Origin of the sequence: Micromonospora sp. RTP1Z1, assembly GCF_033804685.1 — a bacterium.
GTDB lineage: Bacteria > Actinomycetota > Actinomycetes > Mycobacteriales > Micromonosporaceae > Micromonospora.
Map to the genome: position 1 here is coordinate 20,692 of NZ_JAPFQV010000030.1, position 14,260 is coordinate 34,951.

At 73.7% G+C, this 14,260-nt stretch carries 13 protein-coding genes; 6 read left to right on the plus strand and 7 right to left on the minus strand.

From position 1 onward, the window contains the following. Positions 1 to 8 precede the first annotated feature (8 nt). Entirely contained in the window at positions 9 to 875 is an 867-nt protein-coding gene (locus tag SLP03_RS16650) for a serine hydrolase (protein WP_319461509.1), read from the plus strand. A gap of 18 nt (positions 876 to 893) precedes the next feature. Here SLP03_RS16650 and SLP03_RS16655 read toward each other — a convergent pair whose 3' ends face one another. Beyond that, complete coding sequence (locus SLP03_RS16655) at positions 894 to 1,691, minus strand: tyrosine-protein phosphatase (protein WP_319461510.1); 798 nt, start codon at positions 1,689 to 1,691, stop codon at positions 894 to 896. A gap of 44 nt (positions 1,692 to 1,735) precedes the next feature. Here SLP03_RS16655 and SLP03_RS16660 point away from each other — a divergent pair, with 44 nt between their 5' ends. Both SLP03_RS16660 and SLP03_RS16665 read left to right on the plus strand, forming a co-directional pair. After that, entirely contained in the window at positions 1,736 to 2,833 is a 1,098-nt protein-coding gene (locus SLP03_RS16660) for a dipeptide epimerase (protein ID WP_319461511.1), read from the plus strand. Between the two features lie 58 nt (positions 2,834 to 2,891). After that, complete coding sequence (locus tag SLP03_RS16665; RefSeq protein WP_319461512.1) at positions 2,892 to 3,809, plus strand: C40 family peptidase; 918 nt, start codon at positions 2,892 to 2,894, stop codon at positions 3,807 to 3,809. 59 nt (positions 3,810 to 3,868) lie between these two features. On the opposite strand, the gene SLP03_RS16670 is transcribed toward SLP03_RS16665, so the two are convergent. The 3 genes from SLP03_RS16670 to pnuC form a co-directional block, all read right to left on the minus strand. Next, a complete protein-coding gene (locus tag SLP03_RS16670; RefSeq protein ID WP_319461513.1) occupies positions 3,869 to 4,867 on the minus strand; it encodes a TerC family protein in 999 nt (332 codons plus the stop codon). A 435-nt stretch (positions 4,868 to 5,302) separates the two neighbouring features. Then, positions 5,303 to 6,385, minus strand: a complete 1,083-nt coding sequence (locus SLP03_RS16675) for an AAA family ATPase (protein ID WP_319461514.1) — start codon at positions 6,383 to 6,385, stop codon at positions 5,303 to 5,305. After that, positions 6,382 to 7,035, minus strand: a complete 654-nt coding sequence (gene pnuC / locus SLP03_RS16680) for a nicotinamide riboside transporter PnuC (RefSeq protein ID WP_319461515.1) — start codon at positions 7,033 to 7,035, stop codon at positions 6,382 to 6,384. Before pnuC ends, SLP03_RS16675 begins: the two co-directional genes overlap by 4 nt. 104 nt (positions 7,036 to 7,139) lie before the next feature. Between pnuC and SLP03_RS16685 the strand changes: the two genes are divergently transcribed. Both SLP03_RS16685 and SLP03_RS16690 read left to right on the plus strand, forming a co-directional pair. Next, on the plus strand, positions 7,140 to 7,433 hold the full coding sequence (locus SLP03_RS16685) for an antibiotic biosynthesis monooxygenase (RefSeq protein ID WP_319461516.1): 294 nt from the start codon (positions 7,140 to 7,142) through the stop codon (positions 7,431 to 7,433). A 135-nt stretch (positions 7,434 to 7,568) separates the two neighbouring features. Next, positions 7,569 to 8,330, plus strand: a complete 762-nt coding sequence (locus SLP03_RS16690; protein ID WP_319461517.1) for an SDR family oxidoreductase — start codon at positions 7,569 to 7,571, stop codon at positions 8,328 to 8,330. A gap of 199 nt (positions 8,331 to 8,529) precedes the next feature. On the opposite strand, the gene SLP03_RS16695 is transcribed toward SLP03_RS16690, so the two are convergent. The 3 genes from SLP03_RS16695 to uvrB all read right to left on the minus strand — a co-directional run bounded on the left by SLP03_RS16695 (position 8,530) and on the right by uvrB (position 12,204). Next, positions 8,530 to 9,444 (minus strand): helix-turn-helix transcriptional regulator, encoded by a 915-nt coding sequence (locus SLP03_RS16695; RefSeq protein WP_319461518.1) that lies wholly within the window; start codon positions 9,442 to 9,444, stop codon positions 8,530 to 8,532. 305 nt (positions 9,445 to 9,749) lie between these two features. Then, positions 9,750 to 10,079, minus strand: coding sequence for a hypothetical protein (locus SLP03_RS16700; protein WP_319461519.1), 330 nt, complete (start codon positions 10,077 to 10,079; stop codon positions 9,750 to 9,752). A 16-nt stretch (positions 10,080 to 10,095) separates the two neighbouring features. Further along, entirely contained in the window at positions 10,096 to 12,204 is a 2,109-nt protein-coding gene (gene uvrB, locus SLP03_RS16705; protein WP_319461520.1) for an excinuclease ABC subunit UvrB, read from the minus strand. 706 nt (positions 12,205 to 12,910) lie between these two features. Between uvrB and SLP03_RS16710 the strand changes: the two genes are divergently transcribed. After that, entirely contained in the window at positions 12,911 to 14,254 is a 1,344-nt protein-coding gene (locus tag SLP03_RS16710) for a hypothetical protein (RefSeq protein ID WP_319461521.1), read from the plus strand. The last annotated feature ends 6 nt before the right edge of the window (positions 14,255 to 14,260 follow it).

Genomic DNA, 14,260 nt, shown 5'->3' on the forward strand with positions numbered 1-14,260 from the left:
TCACCGGCATGATCTGGGACGACCTCGACGCCCACCTGGACAAGGCGCCCGGAACCGTCTCCGCGTACGTGGGGCGGCTGGACGCCAGGCCGACGTGGACCCGGCTGCCCGACGCCACCCACTACGCGGCCAGCACCATGAAGGTCGCCGTGCTGGTGGCGTTGCACCGGGCCGCCGAGGCGGGTCTCCTCGACCTGGACACCCCGATCCCGGTACGCAACGAGTTCGACTCCGCCCAGCCGGGCGCGCCGCGGTTCTCCTGCGCGCAGCACTACGACAACGACGACGCGGTCTGGGAGCGGGTCGGCGGCACGGCCCCGCTGCGCTGGCTCGCCGAGCGGATGATCGTGCGGTCCAGCAACCTGGCCACCAACATCGTGCTCGGGCAGGTCGGGCTGCCGGCGGTCGCCGAGGCGTGGGCGCTCGCCGGGGCCCGGCACAGCGTCACCGGCCGGGGCATCGAGGACTTCGCCGCCCGGGAGGGCGGCATCACCAACCTGGTCACCGCCGGTGACCTCGCCGCCCTGCTCGGGGGGCTGGCGGTCGGCGCCGAGCTCCCGGGCCCGCTCGCCGCCCCGGCGGGCTGCGGCGCGATGCTGGACGTGCTTTTCGCCCAGGAGCATCGGGAGGACCTCGCCTCCGGGCTTCCCGAGGGCACCCGGATCGCGCACAAGAACGGCTGGGTACGCGGGGTGCGGCACGGCGCCGGGGTGGTCTTCCCGGCCGACGCCCCGCCGTACGCGATCGTCGTCTGCACCACCACCGACCTGGCCGACGGCGGGCCGGGCGGCGAGGAGATCGAGGACGACGCCTGCCGCCTGATCGCCACCGTCTCGGCGCGTGTCTGGGGCGCCCGCCACGCCCTGGCCGGCTGACCCCTCGCCGGCGGTACCTCAGTCGAGCAGGTTGTCGCGCAGCGCGGCGACCACTTCGTCGGTCACGCCCAACCCGTCGCGCAGGTACGCCCCGAAGGAGCCGTGCACCCGCCGCACCTCGTCGTACGCGGCGTCCAGGTAGTCCGGTCGCACTTCCAGCAGCGGCCGGGCCGCCGCCGGGTCGAGCTCCGGCTGCCGCCGGGTCATCGCGGCCAGCAGCACCTCACGCAGGCTCTCGGTCAGCTCGTTGTGCCGCAGGTAGTCCGCCCGGATCGCCGCCTCGTCCACCCCCAGCGCGGTGAGCAGCACGACGGCCAGCCAGCCGGTCCGGTCCTTGCCCGCAGAGCAGTGGAACAGCAGCGGCAGGTTGCGCTCCTCGGCGGCGAGCCGCACCGCCGCCCCGAACCCGGCCCGCGCCGACTCCCCGGTGACGAACCACCGGTAGATCTTCGCCATCGCCGCCGGCATGCCCTCCCGGGCCAGTTCGTCGTACGCGTTCAGGTCGTGGCCGAGCACCACCGCCGAGACGTACGTGAAGACCGGGTGCGCCGGGTCGTACACCGGCAGGTGCACCACCCGGGGTTCGCCCACCAGGCGGTCCGGCGGGGCGACCTCCTGCTCGGCGGCGTCCCGCAGATCCACCACGCAGGTAGGCCCCAGCTTGCCCAGCACCGGCAGGTCCTCGTCGGTCAACCGGCCCAGCGCGGCGGTCCGGATCAGCCGGCCGGCCCGCACCCGCCGCCCGTCCGTCGCGGGCAGACCGCCCAGGTCACGGGCGTTTGGCGCGCCCACCAGTTCCCAGTCCCGCGGCACCATCCGGTCTCCCCTGTTCGCGCCTGCCTACGTATAGGGTGCCGCACATGACGATCGCCGCGGTACGCACCCACCGGCTTTCCGCGCCCTTACACACCCCGTTCGTCACCGCGCTACGCCGGACCACCACCGTGGACACCCTGGTCGTCGAGCTGATCGACGACGACGGGCGGTCCGGTTTCGGCGAGGCGCCGCAGGTCTGGCAGGTGACCGGCGCGTCCATCGCCGGTGCGGAGGCCTGCGTCCGGGAGATCATCGCCCCGGCCCTCGCCGGGCGGGACGCCGACGACCTGGTCGCCCGGTGCGGCGAGGTGCAGCGGACGGTGGCCGGCAACGAGTCCGCCAAGGGCGCCGTCGACACCGCGCTGCACGACCTGGCCGCCCGGCGGCTCGGCGTACCGCTGGTCCGGCTGCTCGGCGGGACCACCCTGCGGGTCCCAACGGACGTCACCCTGGCCGCCGGCGACGCGGTCGACCTGGCCGCGGCGGCCAAGCAGCGCCGGGCCGACGGGTTCAACGTGCTCAAGCTGAAGGTCGGCACCGACGCCGGCGGGGACCTGGAGCGGGTACGCGCGGTCCGCTCCGCGGTCGGGCCGGGGGTGCGGATCCGGCTGGACGCGAACCAGGGCTGGACGCCGCGCGAGGCGGTCCGGGTCATCCGTGGCATTGAGGACGCCGGGCTCGACATCGAGCTGGTCGAGCAGCCCGTCGCCCGCTGGGACCTGGACGGGCTGGCCTGGGTCAGCGACCGGGTCGAGCTGCCGATCCTCGCCGACGAGTCGGTCTTCGGCGTGCGCGACCTGGTCGAGGTGATCCGCCGCCGGGCGGCCGACATGGTCAACGTCAAGCTCGCCAAGTGCGGCGGCCTGCACCCGGCCCGCACCCTGCTCGACCTGGCCGCCGCGCATGGCGTCGGCACTATCGTCGGCTCGATGATGGAGAGTCAGATCGGCGTGGGCGCCGCGGCCAGCCTGGTCGCGGCCTACGGCACCACCGCTGTGTCCGACCTCGACGCGGCCTGGTGGCTGGCCTGGTCACCGGTGCGGGGCGGGATCCGGTACGACGGCGCGACGGTCGTGCTGCCGGACGCCCCCGGGCTCGGTGTCACCTCGGTTGCTGAAGCAAAGATGCAGACTCGTGGTTGATGGTCGTTGGAATCTTTCATAGGGTCGCGGGAGACAGCGGCGCGAGGTGGGGGTGGACGTGGAGCTGCAACCAGGCCGCGAGGCCGTCGTCCGGGTCCCGGTGGCGACCCTCTGGGCCTCCCCCGACGCGGTCCGGCCGGTCGACCGCCCCGCCCTGGCCGACGACCCGGACGTACCGACCTGGATCGCCGGCCTGGACCACGACCAGCAGGTCGGCGACTGCGTGCTCAGCCAGCTGCTGCTCGGTGAGCGGGTCCTCGTCACGGAACTGCGCGCCGACGGCTGGGCGCACGTGGTCGCCGTCGAGCAGCCGGCGACGAAGCTCGACCCGCGCGGCTACCCCGGTTGGCTGCCCACGGCCCAGCTGGCACCGCTCCTGCCCCAGCGGCAGCGGTCGCCGCAGTTCGTGGTCGACGCCCTCACCACCGACCTGCACGCCACGCCCGGTGGTCCGCCGGCGCTTCCCGGGGTGGTGCTCGGCACGCGGCTGTACCGGGCCGGTCCGCTCTTCGACGGCTGGCTGCCGTGCCACGTTCCCGGGCACACCGAACAGCTCTGGGTTCCCGAGACCGACGTGGTCCCCCTTCCCGCCGAGCGGCCGGAGGCCAAGGAGGTCCTCGCCGTCGCCGACCGGCTCCGCGGCCTCGTCTACATCTGGGGCGGTCTCTCCAGCCTCGGCATCGACTGCTCCGGCCTGGTGCACCTGGCCTGGCGCCGGTTCGGGGTGACGCTCCCCCGGGACGCCGACGACCAGGCCGAGGCGACCAGCCCGCTGTCGCTCGGCGAGGAACTCCCCGGCGACCTCTACTTCTTCGCCCGGCCCGGGCGGCGGATCCACCACGTCGGCATCGTCACCACCGAGCCGCACGGCGAGGAGCGGCGGATGCTGCACGCCTGCTACCGGCAGCGCCGGTTGGTCGAGGAGCAGCTGCCCGCCGACCGGCTGGCCACCCTGGTGGGCGCGCACCGGGTCTGACCCCGTACGCGAGGAAAGGGCGCTCCCGACGACGGGAGCGCCCTTTCTCGACGGGTCGGTCAGCGCCGGGCCTCGGCCAGCTCGCGGCGCCGGTCGCGGGACGACTTGACCAGGCTCGCCGCGGTGGCCACGGCCAGGGTGCCGAGGATGACCGTCAGGGAGAGCCAGATCGGGATGTGCGGGGCCCAGCCGACGTGCTGGCCGCCGTTGATGAACGGCAGGCTGTTGTCGGCGAGGGCCTCGAGGACCAGCTTCACCCCGATGAAGCCGAGCACCGCGGCCAGGCCGTAGCTGAGGTAGATCAGCCGGTCCAGCAGCCCGCCGAGCAGGAAGTAGAGCTGCCGCAGCCCCATCAGCGCGAAGACGTTCGCGGTGAAGACCAGGTACGGCTCCTGGGTGATGCCGAAGATCGCCGGGATCGAGTCGAGGGCGAAGATCAGGTCGGTGGTGCCGATCGCGATCATCACGATCAGCATCGGGGTGAAGAGCCGCCGGGCGTTCTCGTGGGTGGTCATCTTCGCGCCGTCGAAGTCACGGGAGATCGGCAGCGCCTTGCGGCTCCACCGGATCAGCAGGTTCTCGCTGAACTCGTCCTCGTCCGGCTCGCCCTGCCGGGCCAGGTTGACCGCGGTGTAGATCAGGAACGCGCCGAAGATGTAGAAGACCCAGGAGAACTGGGAGATCAGCGCGGCGCCGGCGGCGATGAAGCCACCGCGCATGACCAGCGCCAGCACGATGCCGACGAGCAGCACCTTCTGCTGGTACCGCCGGGGCACCCCGAACCGGCCCATGATGATCACGAAGACGAAGAGGTTGTCCACCGAGAGGCTGTACTCGGTGAGCCACCCGGTGTAGAACTGGCCGGCCACGCTCGGGCCGGAGGTGAGCCAGAGGCCGACACCGAAGAGCAGGGCCAACCCGACGTAGAAGCCGACCCAGAGGCTCGACTCCCGGACACTTGGCTCGTGCGGGCGACGACCGATGATGAAGAGGTCGATGAGAAGGACCGCCGTCATCGCGACGAGAGTCCCAGCCCACACCCATCCGGACACGTTCAATTTCTATCCTCCGGCAGACACGCAGCGTCGGGCACACCGTACGCCGAGTGAGGGGCGGGGGTGCGTCGACGCTGACTCTGGTGACTGTCGGAGGTCTCTTCCGCCACCGACCCGGGTGATGGGCCGCTGACCGACGGAGCCGGGTCGTGCCGCCAGGGGTCGGCGGCCGTCCGTGCTGACGACTCCGTCGCGGGGGAATACTCCCCTCCTCGGCCGCCATTGTTCACCATCCAGGGTCGTCGGCGCATCTCCAGCCGCCCTGATTGCCGATGGGATCACTTTTCTGCCCTGGCGACGGGCTCACGCCGGGCGTCGCGAAGGACTCACGGCCTATAGCATCCTAGGAGGCTAGGTGTGCTGCTCAGCACGTTCCCGGCGCGGACGGCGGCCGGCCCACGCCCGGCGATCAGACGGCCCGGTCCCGGCGGACCGGCCTCAGGAGACGGGCAGCAGGGGGTCGGCGAGCGACCAGCCGGCCGCCAGCAGCGCGTCACAGGCCGCCACCGCCGTGGCCAGCCGCTCGGGGTGCGGGCCGCGCAGCCCAACCACCGGCACCGCGCAGTCGGCCAGCTCGGCCCGGAACCGCCCGGTCATCCAGGCCCGCAGGTGCTCCCCGTCGCGCAGGCCGTCGTCGTCGAACGGGACACCCTCGTGGTCGGTGAGCAGGTACAGCGCCGGCCGGCGGGCCGCCGCCCGAACCGGCAGCGACGAGGAGCCGAGGTACCGCTCCTCCCAGACCGCGGTGGCCCGGGCGTCGGTGTCGCAGAACAGCAGCGGGCCGCTGGTCAAGGCCGCCGCGTCCTCGGCGGCCTGCTGCGCCCGTACCACCTCGACGAAGTCGTCCCGGTCCCAGGTGACGTCGAAGACCGTCGCCTCCGGACGCCGCGACCGCAGGTCGGCCAGCTTGCGGGCGGTCAGCTCCCGGCCGTACTCGGGGACCCAGGCGGTGCGGTAGTGGGCGGCGAGCGCCGCGGCTATCGTCGTCGTGCCGGTGGACTCCGCGCCGACCACCACGACCCGACGCGCGAACCACGCCCGCACCGGCGGCCTCAGCCAGCGCCAGTGCGCCACCGGGTCCGCGCGCACCGCCGTGCCGGAGATCGGGACGGCACGCCGGTCGGAGTCCACGCAGACCGACACGGCGTCGAAGCGGCGGGCCAGCTCCGCGCCGTACGCCTCGGAGGAGAAGACCGCGTCGACCGGTTCCGCCCCGACCGCCTCCCGGAACACCGCGCAGTGCGCGTCCCAGACCGCCGGGTCGGCGTAGTCCACCGGGTGGTCGTCGTACCGGCCGACCACCCGTACCCACGGGGTGGCGGCATGCGCCTCCCGCAGCCAGGCCACCCGGTCGTCCAGCGGAATGGACTCCCGCCGGGACGGCGCGACCACCACGGTGACCGCCGCGCAGCGGGCCGCGGCGGCCCCGATCAACGCGTGGTGCCCGGCGTGCGGCGGGTAGAACCTCCCCACCACCAGGCCGTGCCGGAACTCGGGCTCCCCGCCGCCGGGGGCGGTCACGCTGCCACCGGGGCCGGGCCCGGCGGCACCGCGGTCGCCACCGACCGCTCACGCAGGTCGGCCCGCCAGGCCCGCAACCCCACCACGCAGAGGGCCAGGAAGATCAGGTAGAGCCCGCCGGTCAGCCAGAGCCCCTTGTACGCGTAGAGCGGGATGTAGATCAGATCGGCGACGATCCACAGCCACCAGCTCTCCACCAACTTGCGGGTCTGCCCGTACGTGGCGAGCAGCGACAGCGCGGTGGTGACCGCGTCGGCCAGCGGCACCGTCGAGTCGGTGACCCGGTCCAGCACCGCCCAGAGCCCGACGGTGAGCAGCAGCCCGGCGACCCCGAGGCCCCACCACTCCCGGCGCCCGGTGCGGGCCACCGTGAGCCGGCTGCGCCGTTCCCCGCCGAACAGCCAGTGCCACCAGCCGTACGCCCCGAGGACGACGTAGACGACCTGGAGGCCGGCGTCGGCGTACAGACCGGCGGTCCAGAAGAGCAGCATGAGCAGCAACACGTTGGCGATGCCGATCGGCCAGTTCGCGATGTGCTGCCGGACGACCAGCCAGACGTTGACCACGCCGGTGGCGAAGCCGAGCAGCTCCGCCCAGGTGGTGCCGGTCCCCGCCACGCTGAACGCCGTGCTGGTCAACCAGTCGAGCATGTGGTCCTCCCCCGGGTGTCCGCGCGCCCACCCTAGAACGCCGGCCGGTACCGGGAAAGGCCCCTGCCCCCGCGGCGGGCGGGGCGGCGTGCGAGGCTTCGATCATGGTTCTTGAGGTCGCGCTGATCGACGTAACGCCCGGGCACGAGGACGCCTTCGCCGCCGCGTACGCGCAGGCGTATCCGATCATCACCAGCACCGAGGGCTGCCGCTCGGTCCGGATGACCCGGGGTGTCGAGTCCCCCTCCCGGTTCGTGCTGCTGATCGAGTGGGACTCGGTCGAGGCGCACGACGTGAACTTCCGGCAGAGCGAGAAGTTCCAGCAGTGGCGCGCGCTGATCGGCCCGCACTTCGCCGGCCCGCCCCTCGTCGAACACTTCGTGGACGTTCCGGCCTGAGCTGTCGTACCTGCCGGTTAGCGTGCGTGCGACGCGCCGGCCGCCGGTCCCGACGGGCATCGGGGGCGCCGGGCCCGGTGGCCGCGCGCCGACAACCCCTTGCGGGATCAGGCCGAACCCGGTTGGCTGTCGATCATGACGGAACGGGTGGCCCTGGTGACCGGCGTGAGCCGGCGGATCGGCATCGGCGCGGCGGTGGCCCGCGCGCTCCGCGCGGACGGCTGGCGGTTGCTGCTCACCGGCCTGCCCGGCTACGACGACGCCCAGCCCTACGGGGGCGACCCGGCGGGCGTCCCGGCGCTCCTGACCGAGCTGGGCGGCGACACCGGCCATCTCCCCGCCGACCTGCTCGACCCGGCCGTACCGGCGCGTCTGGTCACCGAGGCGATCCACCGGTACGGCCAGCTCGACGCGGTGGTGGCCGTGCACGCCTACTCCACCCACACCCCGCTGGGCGGGCTCGACGCCGCCGAGATCGACCGGCACCTGCTGGTCAACGTCCGGGCGACGCTGCTGCTCGCGGAGGCGTTCGCCGCCGCGTTCCGGGGCGGTCGGGGCGGGCGGCTGGTGCTCTTCTCCAGCGGCCAGCGGCTCGGCCCGATGCCCGGCGAGCTGGCGTACGCGGCCAGCAAGGCCGCCGTGGAGAATCTCGCCCTCCAGCTCTCCCCGCTGCTGATGGCGAACGGCATCACCGTCAACTGCGTCAACCCCGGCCCGACCGACACCGGCTACGCCGACCCGGAACGCCTGGCCGCGGTGGCCCGGCTCTTCCCGGGCGGCCGCTGGGGCACTCCGGAGGACGCCGCCCGGCTGGTCCGGTTCCTGTGCTCCGCCGACGCCGATTGGATCACCGGCCAGGTGATCGACTCAGAGGGCGGCTTCCAGCGCCACCGGTGAGCGCCTCGCTGCCCTCGCGGATTCTGCCGCGATGCAGGCGGCGCATGCCCGGCCGACACCTCGGCCGTCCGGCACCCCGCCCGTCCGGGACCGGGACGGTCGGCGGGCCCGCCCCGCCCGGCCGCAGCGTACGGCCGCCCATCCGGACCTCAGCGACCGTCCCGGCCGGGACTCCGGCGGGCAGGCTCAGCGGGCGGGCTCAGCGGCCGTCCGGGACCGGGACGTCCGGTGCGGCGCGGGGCCGGGGCACCACCGGCGGCTCGGCCCACCGGGCCAGCAGCGCCGCCGTCTCCTCCACCGGCAGCGCGACCGCGAGCAGCCAGTCGACCAGCCGCTCGTACCGGGCCACGTCGGCCTCGGTCATCAGGCGCAGATCGGTGGTGAGTGTCTCCACCAGCACCGTCCGCGGATCGGCCGGGTCCGAGAAGGCGTAGTGCGAGAACCCGGTCAACGGGTGGATGCCGCCGCGCGGCGCCGCGTCCCGCGCCACCAGCCGGATGGTGACGTGCGGCCGGTCGGCGAGGGCCAACAGGTAGCGGAGCTGCTCCCGCCAGACCTCGACCGGCGTGCCGCCGCGATCGCAGGCCCGCTCGTCGAGCAGCGCGGTGTAGTGCGGTGGGTCCGGTCGGCACAGCACCTCCTGTCGCGCGAGCCGGGCCCGCACGTCGGCCTCGACGTCCACCTCGTCGTCGAGCTGCGCGCCGGCGGTCACCCGCAGGCGGGCGTACGCCGGGGTCTGGAGCAGCCCGGGGACCACGGCGGGCTGGTACTCCACGAGCCGGGCGACGCCCGCCTCCAACTCCGCGTAGGCCCGCTGCCGCTCCCCCATCTCGCCCAGCGCCTTCGACCAGCCACGGCCGGTCGCCGCGTCCCGGGCGATGACGATGAGCACCTCCCGCTGGCCCGGCGGCACCGAGTAGACGTCCAGCAGGTCGAGCACGTCGGCCAGGTCCGGCCGGCTCTGGCCAAGCTCGATGCGGGACAACTTGGACGTGGACGCCCAGCCGAGCCGGCCGCAGACCTGCTCCAGGGTGAGCGACTCCCGGTGGCGCAGCCGGCGCAGCTCGGCGCCGAGCCGCACCCGCCGGATGACAGGACTTGCTGACAACGGCATCCCAGCCTCCCACCGAGGGAGAGTACGCACGGCCGTCACACACGGCAATACCTTGCTCGCAGAGTGCGATCAAGAGGCATGGCGGGTCAGGGCCGGTAGGTGCCGAACGACCAGACGTTGCCGGCGAGGTCCCGGGCGGCATAGTCGCGGGAGCCGTAGTCGGTGTCGAAGGGTTCCCCGGACGATCTCGGCGCCCGCCACGCGGGCCCGCGCGCAGTGCGCGTCGACGTCGTCGAGCGCGACGTAGACCGACCAGTCGTCGTCGGCCGGTCGGGGCCCCGACCCGGACCGCTCACCGAGCATGATCATGCCGGTGCCCAGGGTGAGCTGCGGCGGGCCGCCAGCGGTGCCAGCAGGAGCTCCACCCCCGTACCCACCCCGACGGTGCGGGTCAGGCAGTACGCGTCGAACGTGCCGGCCACGAAGGAGTCGACCCGGTACGCCCCGCGTTCGGCGCACCGTGGGTCGACGACGTCCAGCGGCGCGCCCCAGCCGAGAATGACCACCACGAAGGCGCCGGCCACCTCACGGCGGACCAGCGGCATCTCCGCCCGCTCGCGGTAGCCGACGTACCGGTCGACGAACGGGCGCAGCCGGGCGTCGGGTCGGCCGACGACGACCTCGAACCCGCCCATCCCCGGCCTCCGTCCGTCACCTCACGCCGGCGGCGTCCATCCCCCGCAGTTCCTTCTTGAGGTCGGCGACCTCGTCACGGATCCGGGCCGCCAGCTCGAACTGCAGCTCGCGCGCGGCGGCCAGCATCTGGTCGTTGAGCTCCTGGATGAGGTTGGCCAGGTCGGCCCGGGCCATCCCCTCCCGTGAGGGGGCGGTGGCGCCAATCCGGCTGCGGCTGCGGGTCTCCTTGACCGGCGCCTTGCCCCGAGAGAGCTGCCGCGCCGCGCCGCCGACCCGGCTGTTCTCGGTGTCCTCGGCCTCGCGGTAGATGTCGTCGAGGATGTCGTGGATCTTCTTGCGCAGCGGCTCGGGGCTGATCCCGTGAGCCTCGTTGTGCGCGATCTGCTTGGCCCGCCGGCGGTCGGTCTCGTCGATCGCGCTCGCCATCGACGGGGTGATCTTGTCGGCGTACATGTGCACCTGGCCGCTGACGTTACGCGCGGCGCGGCCGATGGTCTGGATCAGCGACCGGCCACTGCGCAGGAAGCCTTCCTTGTCCGCATCGAGGATCGCGACCAGGGAGACCTCAGGCAGGTCGAGACCCTCCCGCAGCAGGTTGATGCCGACCAGCACGTCGTACTCGCCCTTGCGCAGCTCGCGCAGCAGCTCCACCCGGCGCAGCGTGTCGACCTCCGAGTGCAGGTAACGCACCCGGATGCCGTTCTCCAGCAGGTAGTCCGACAGATCCTCGGCCATCTTCTTGGTCAGCGTGGTGACCAGCACCCGCTCGTCCCGCTCCGTACGCAGCTTGATCTCGTGCATCAGGTCGTCGATCTGACCCTTGGTGGGCTTGACGATGACCTGCGGGTCGATCAGGCCGGTCGGGCGGATCACCTGCTCGACGAACTCACCCTGGGCCTGCCCCAGCTCCCAGGGGCCGGGGGTGGCGGAGAGGTAGACCATCTGGCCGACCCGCTCCAGGAACTCGTCGAAGCGCAGCGGCCGGTTGTCGGCGGCGCTGGGCAGCCGGAAGCCGTGGTCGATCAGCATCCGCTTGCGGGACGCGTCACCCTCGTACATGCCGCCGATCTGGGAGACCGTCTGGTGCGACTCGTCGATGACGGTGAGGAAGTCGTCCGGGAAGTAGTCCAGCAGGCAGTGCGGCGGGCTGCCCGGCAGCCGGCCGTCGATGTGCATCGAGTAGTTCTCGATGCCGGAGCAGAAGCCGACCTGACGCATCATCTCGATGTCGTAGGTGGTACGCATCCGCAGCCGCTGCGCCTCCAGCAGCTTGCCCTGCCGCTCCAGCTCCGCCAGCCGCTCGCCCAGCTCGGCCTCGATGTCGGTGATCGCCCGTTCCATCCGCTCCGGCCCGGCCGCGTAGTGGGTGGCCGGGAAGATCAGCAGATGGTCGACCTCGCGAACCACGTCGCCGGTGAGCGGGTTGAGGTAGTAGAGCTTCTCCACCTCGTCGCCGAAGAACTCGATCCGCAGCGCCAGCTCCTCGTACGCCGGGATGATCTCCAGCGTGTCGCCGCGGACCCGGAACGTGCCCCGGTTGAACGCCATGTCGTTGCGGGTGTACTGAATGTCCACCAGCCGGCGCAGCAGCTTGTCCCGCTCGATCTCCTGACCGACCCGGATCCGGACGGCCCGGTCGAGGTACTCCTCCGGGGTGCCGAGACCGTAGATCGCCGACACCGTCGCCACCACGACCACGTCCCGCCGGGTGAGCAGCGACATGGTGGCCTTGTGCCGCAGCCGCTCGACCTCCTCGTTGATCGAGGAGTCCTTCTCGATGTAGGTGTCGGTCTGCGGGATGTACGCCTCGGGCTGGTAGTAGTCGTAGTAGGAGACGAAGTACTCCACCGCGTTGTGCGGGAGCAGCTCGCTGAACTCCTTGGCCAGCTGGGCGCAGAGGGTCTTGTTGGGCGCGATCACCAGGGCCGGTCGTTGCAGCCGCTCGACCAGCCACGCCGTGGTGGCGCTCTTGCCGGTGCCGGTCGCGCCGAGGAGCACCGTGTTGCGGTCGCCGCGCCGAACCCGACGCTCAAGGTCGTCGATGGCTGCCGGCTGGTCACCGGCCGGCTGGAAGTCGCTGACGACCTGGAAGCGGCCGTCGAGCCGGGGAATGTCGAGCGCCATGAACTCAACGGTACGCCGCAGGTCTGACACTCCCGGGCCGACCACGGAGGGCGCGTGATCGGCTTCGATATTCCCATTGTGTGCCCCATCTCACCCGGCTAGGCTTTCGATGTAGGCCGCTCGCGGCGGCCGACCGGGCCGGCGGCCCCCCTCAGGGGACGGCCGCCCCCGGCACCGAGGGTCGCAGCACCCGGACATCACCGGCGTGCGCATCCGACGTGGTCGCGCTGGAGGCGCTGACCGGCCGCCGCGAGCGCCCCTGCTCGTCACCCGAATCCGGCAGCCGCGTTCTCCACTTGTGGAGACCTCTCCCGGGCGGCCGCCCCGCCCCACCCCCGCACCCGCCACCCCCCACACCCCACCCCGGCGGAACTCCCCCGCACCGGCCGCCAGCCCCGCCGAACCGCCGTCGGACACCGCACCTCCGTTGGGACCCGCCGCGCCACCCCCAGGACCCGCCGCGCCACCCACAGCGCCAGCCGCCGACACTCCGCCCAGGCACCGATCCCGCGACGCCGCGACGCCCACCGGCCCCCGCGGCCGACGCCGGCGGGCCGCCGCACCGCCCGCCGGGGCGACCGCACCCCGTACCGGATCCGCGCCGGCCGACCGCGCACCGGAACCCGGCCGTGGGGCCGACGCGGACGGCGCGGGGCACCGGCCCGAGCGGCCGGGCCGGCGCCGGAGCACCCTGCTCGCGCTCGGGGTGGCGGCGACGGCCTCCGCCGCGGCCCTGGTCGCCGGGCTGTTGAGCTGGGCGCCCGAGCCGGCCGACCCGACCCGCCCGCTGAGCGCGGCCGAGGCGGAACGGCTCGCGGCGATGCGGGTGACCGCCTACCGGGACGTCCGCTCCGGAGTGCACGTCACCCTCGGCGGCGCGCCGGCCCGGACCGAACTGGTCGGCTGGGTCGACTGGGCGCGGCCGCTGGTCTACCTGGACGTCAGCGGTCCGGGGGCCGGCGCGGACCGGGGCCTGGTCCAGGCCACCCGGGCGGCACTGGTGGCCCGACCGCACCCGACCGCGGCGCCCACCCCCGCCCCGCCACCACTGGTGCCCCCGGCCGACCGCTGGCAGCTGCGGGAACGTCCCCCCGGGCGCGGCCTGACCGCCGTGCTCGACCTGCTCCTCGCCCTGGGCGGAGAACGACCCGACCCGGTCGCCGCCGAGGCGCGCTGGCTCGGCCAGGAGGCCACCGCCGGCACGCCGGTCGAGGTCCTGCAGGCGCCGCTCCCCGCCGACCCGACCACCGCGACCCCGGCGACGCCGGCACCGGCCCGCCAGTTCCGCCTCTGGCTGGACCGGGACGCCCGGCTGCACCGGCTGACCGGGCGGCTCCCCGACGACACGCCGGTCACCGTGGAGCTGCAACGCAGCGACCGGCCGACCCTGCGACCGGTCGACGCCCTGGGTGGTCGTCCCGGTCTGCCGCGGGCGCTCACCGACGCCGAGGCCGACCGGTTGACCCGGCTGCCGGCCCGGCTACGGGCCGCCGGTGGGGCCGCGCTGACCGGAACCGCCCCGCTCGGCCCGACCGCGAACCTGCGCGCCGCCGGCTGGCTGAGCTGGGCGGGTTCCTCGGCCTACCTGGCGGCCGGAGAGGTCGGCAACCCCGGACGCCGGACGCTGCTGCGCTACCAGGCGGGCCGGGTCGCCCGGGTGGAGGTGCCGGTCACCGACGGCACGGCCGAGCTGCCGGCCCCACCTCCGCTGCCGCCGGCCGGCGTCTCCGGGCCGCCCGCCGCGCCCGGCACCGACGACCTGGATTGGCTGGTCGACGCCGCGCTGCGGGCGGCCGGCACGCCGGTCGCCGTTCGATCGGCGGTCCGGCTGCGCGGCGACCGGCTGGCCGGCCGCACCGTCGACGTCGTCGAGCTGCGGGCCAGCCGGACGCCGCAGCTTCGCTACTGGATCGACCGGGCCGGGCTGCTGCGCCGGGTCGAGCTGCGGACCGGTCGTGGCGTGTGGGCGCAGCTCGACCTCACCCCGGGACGGGTCCCGGCGCTGCCGACCGTGACCCCTCCGCCGGCGCCCCGGCCCACCCATCGGTAGCGGCCA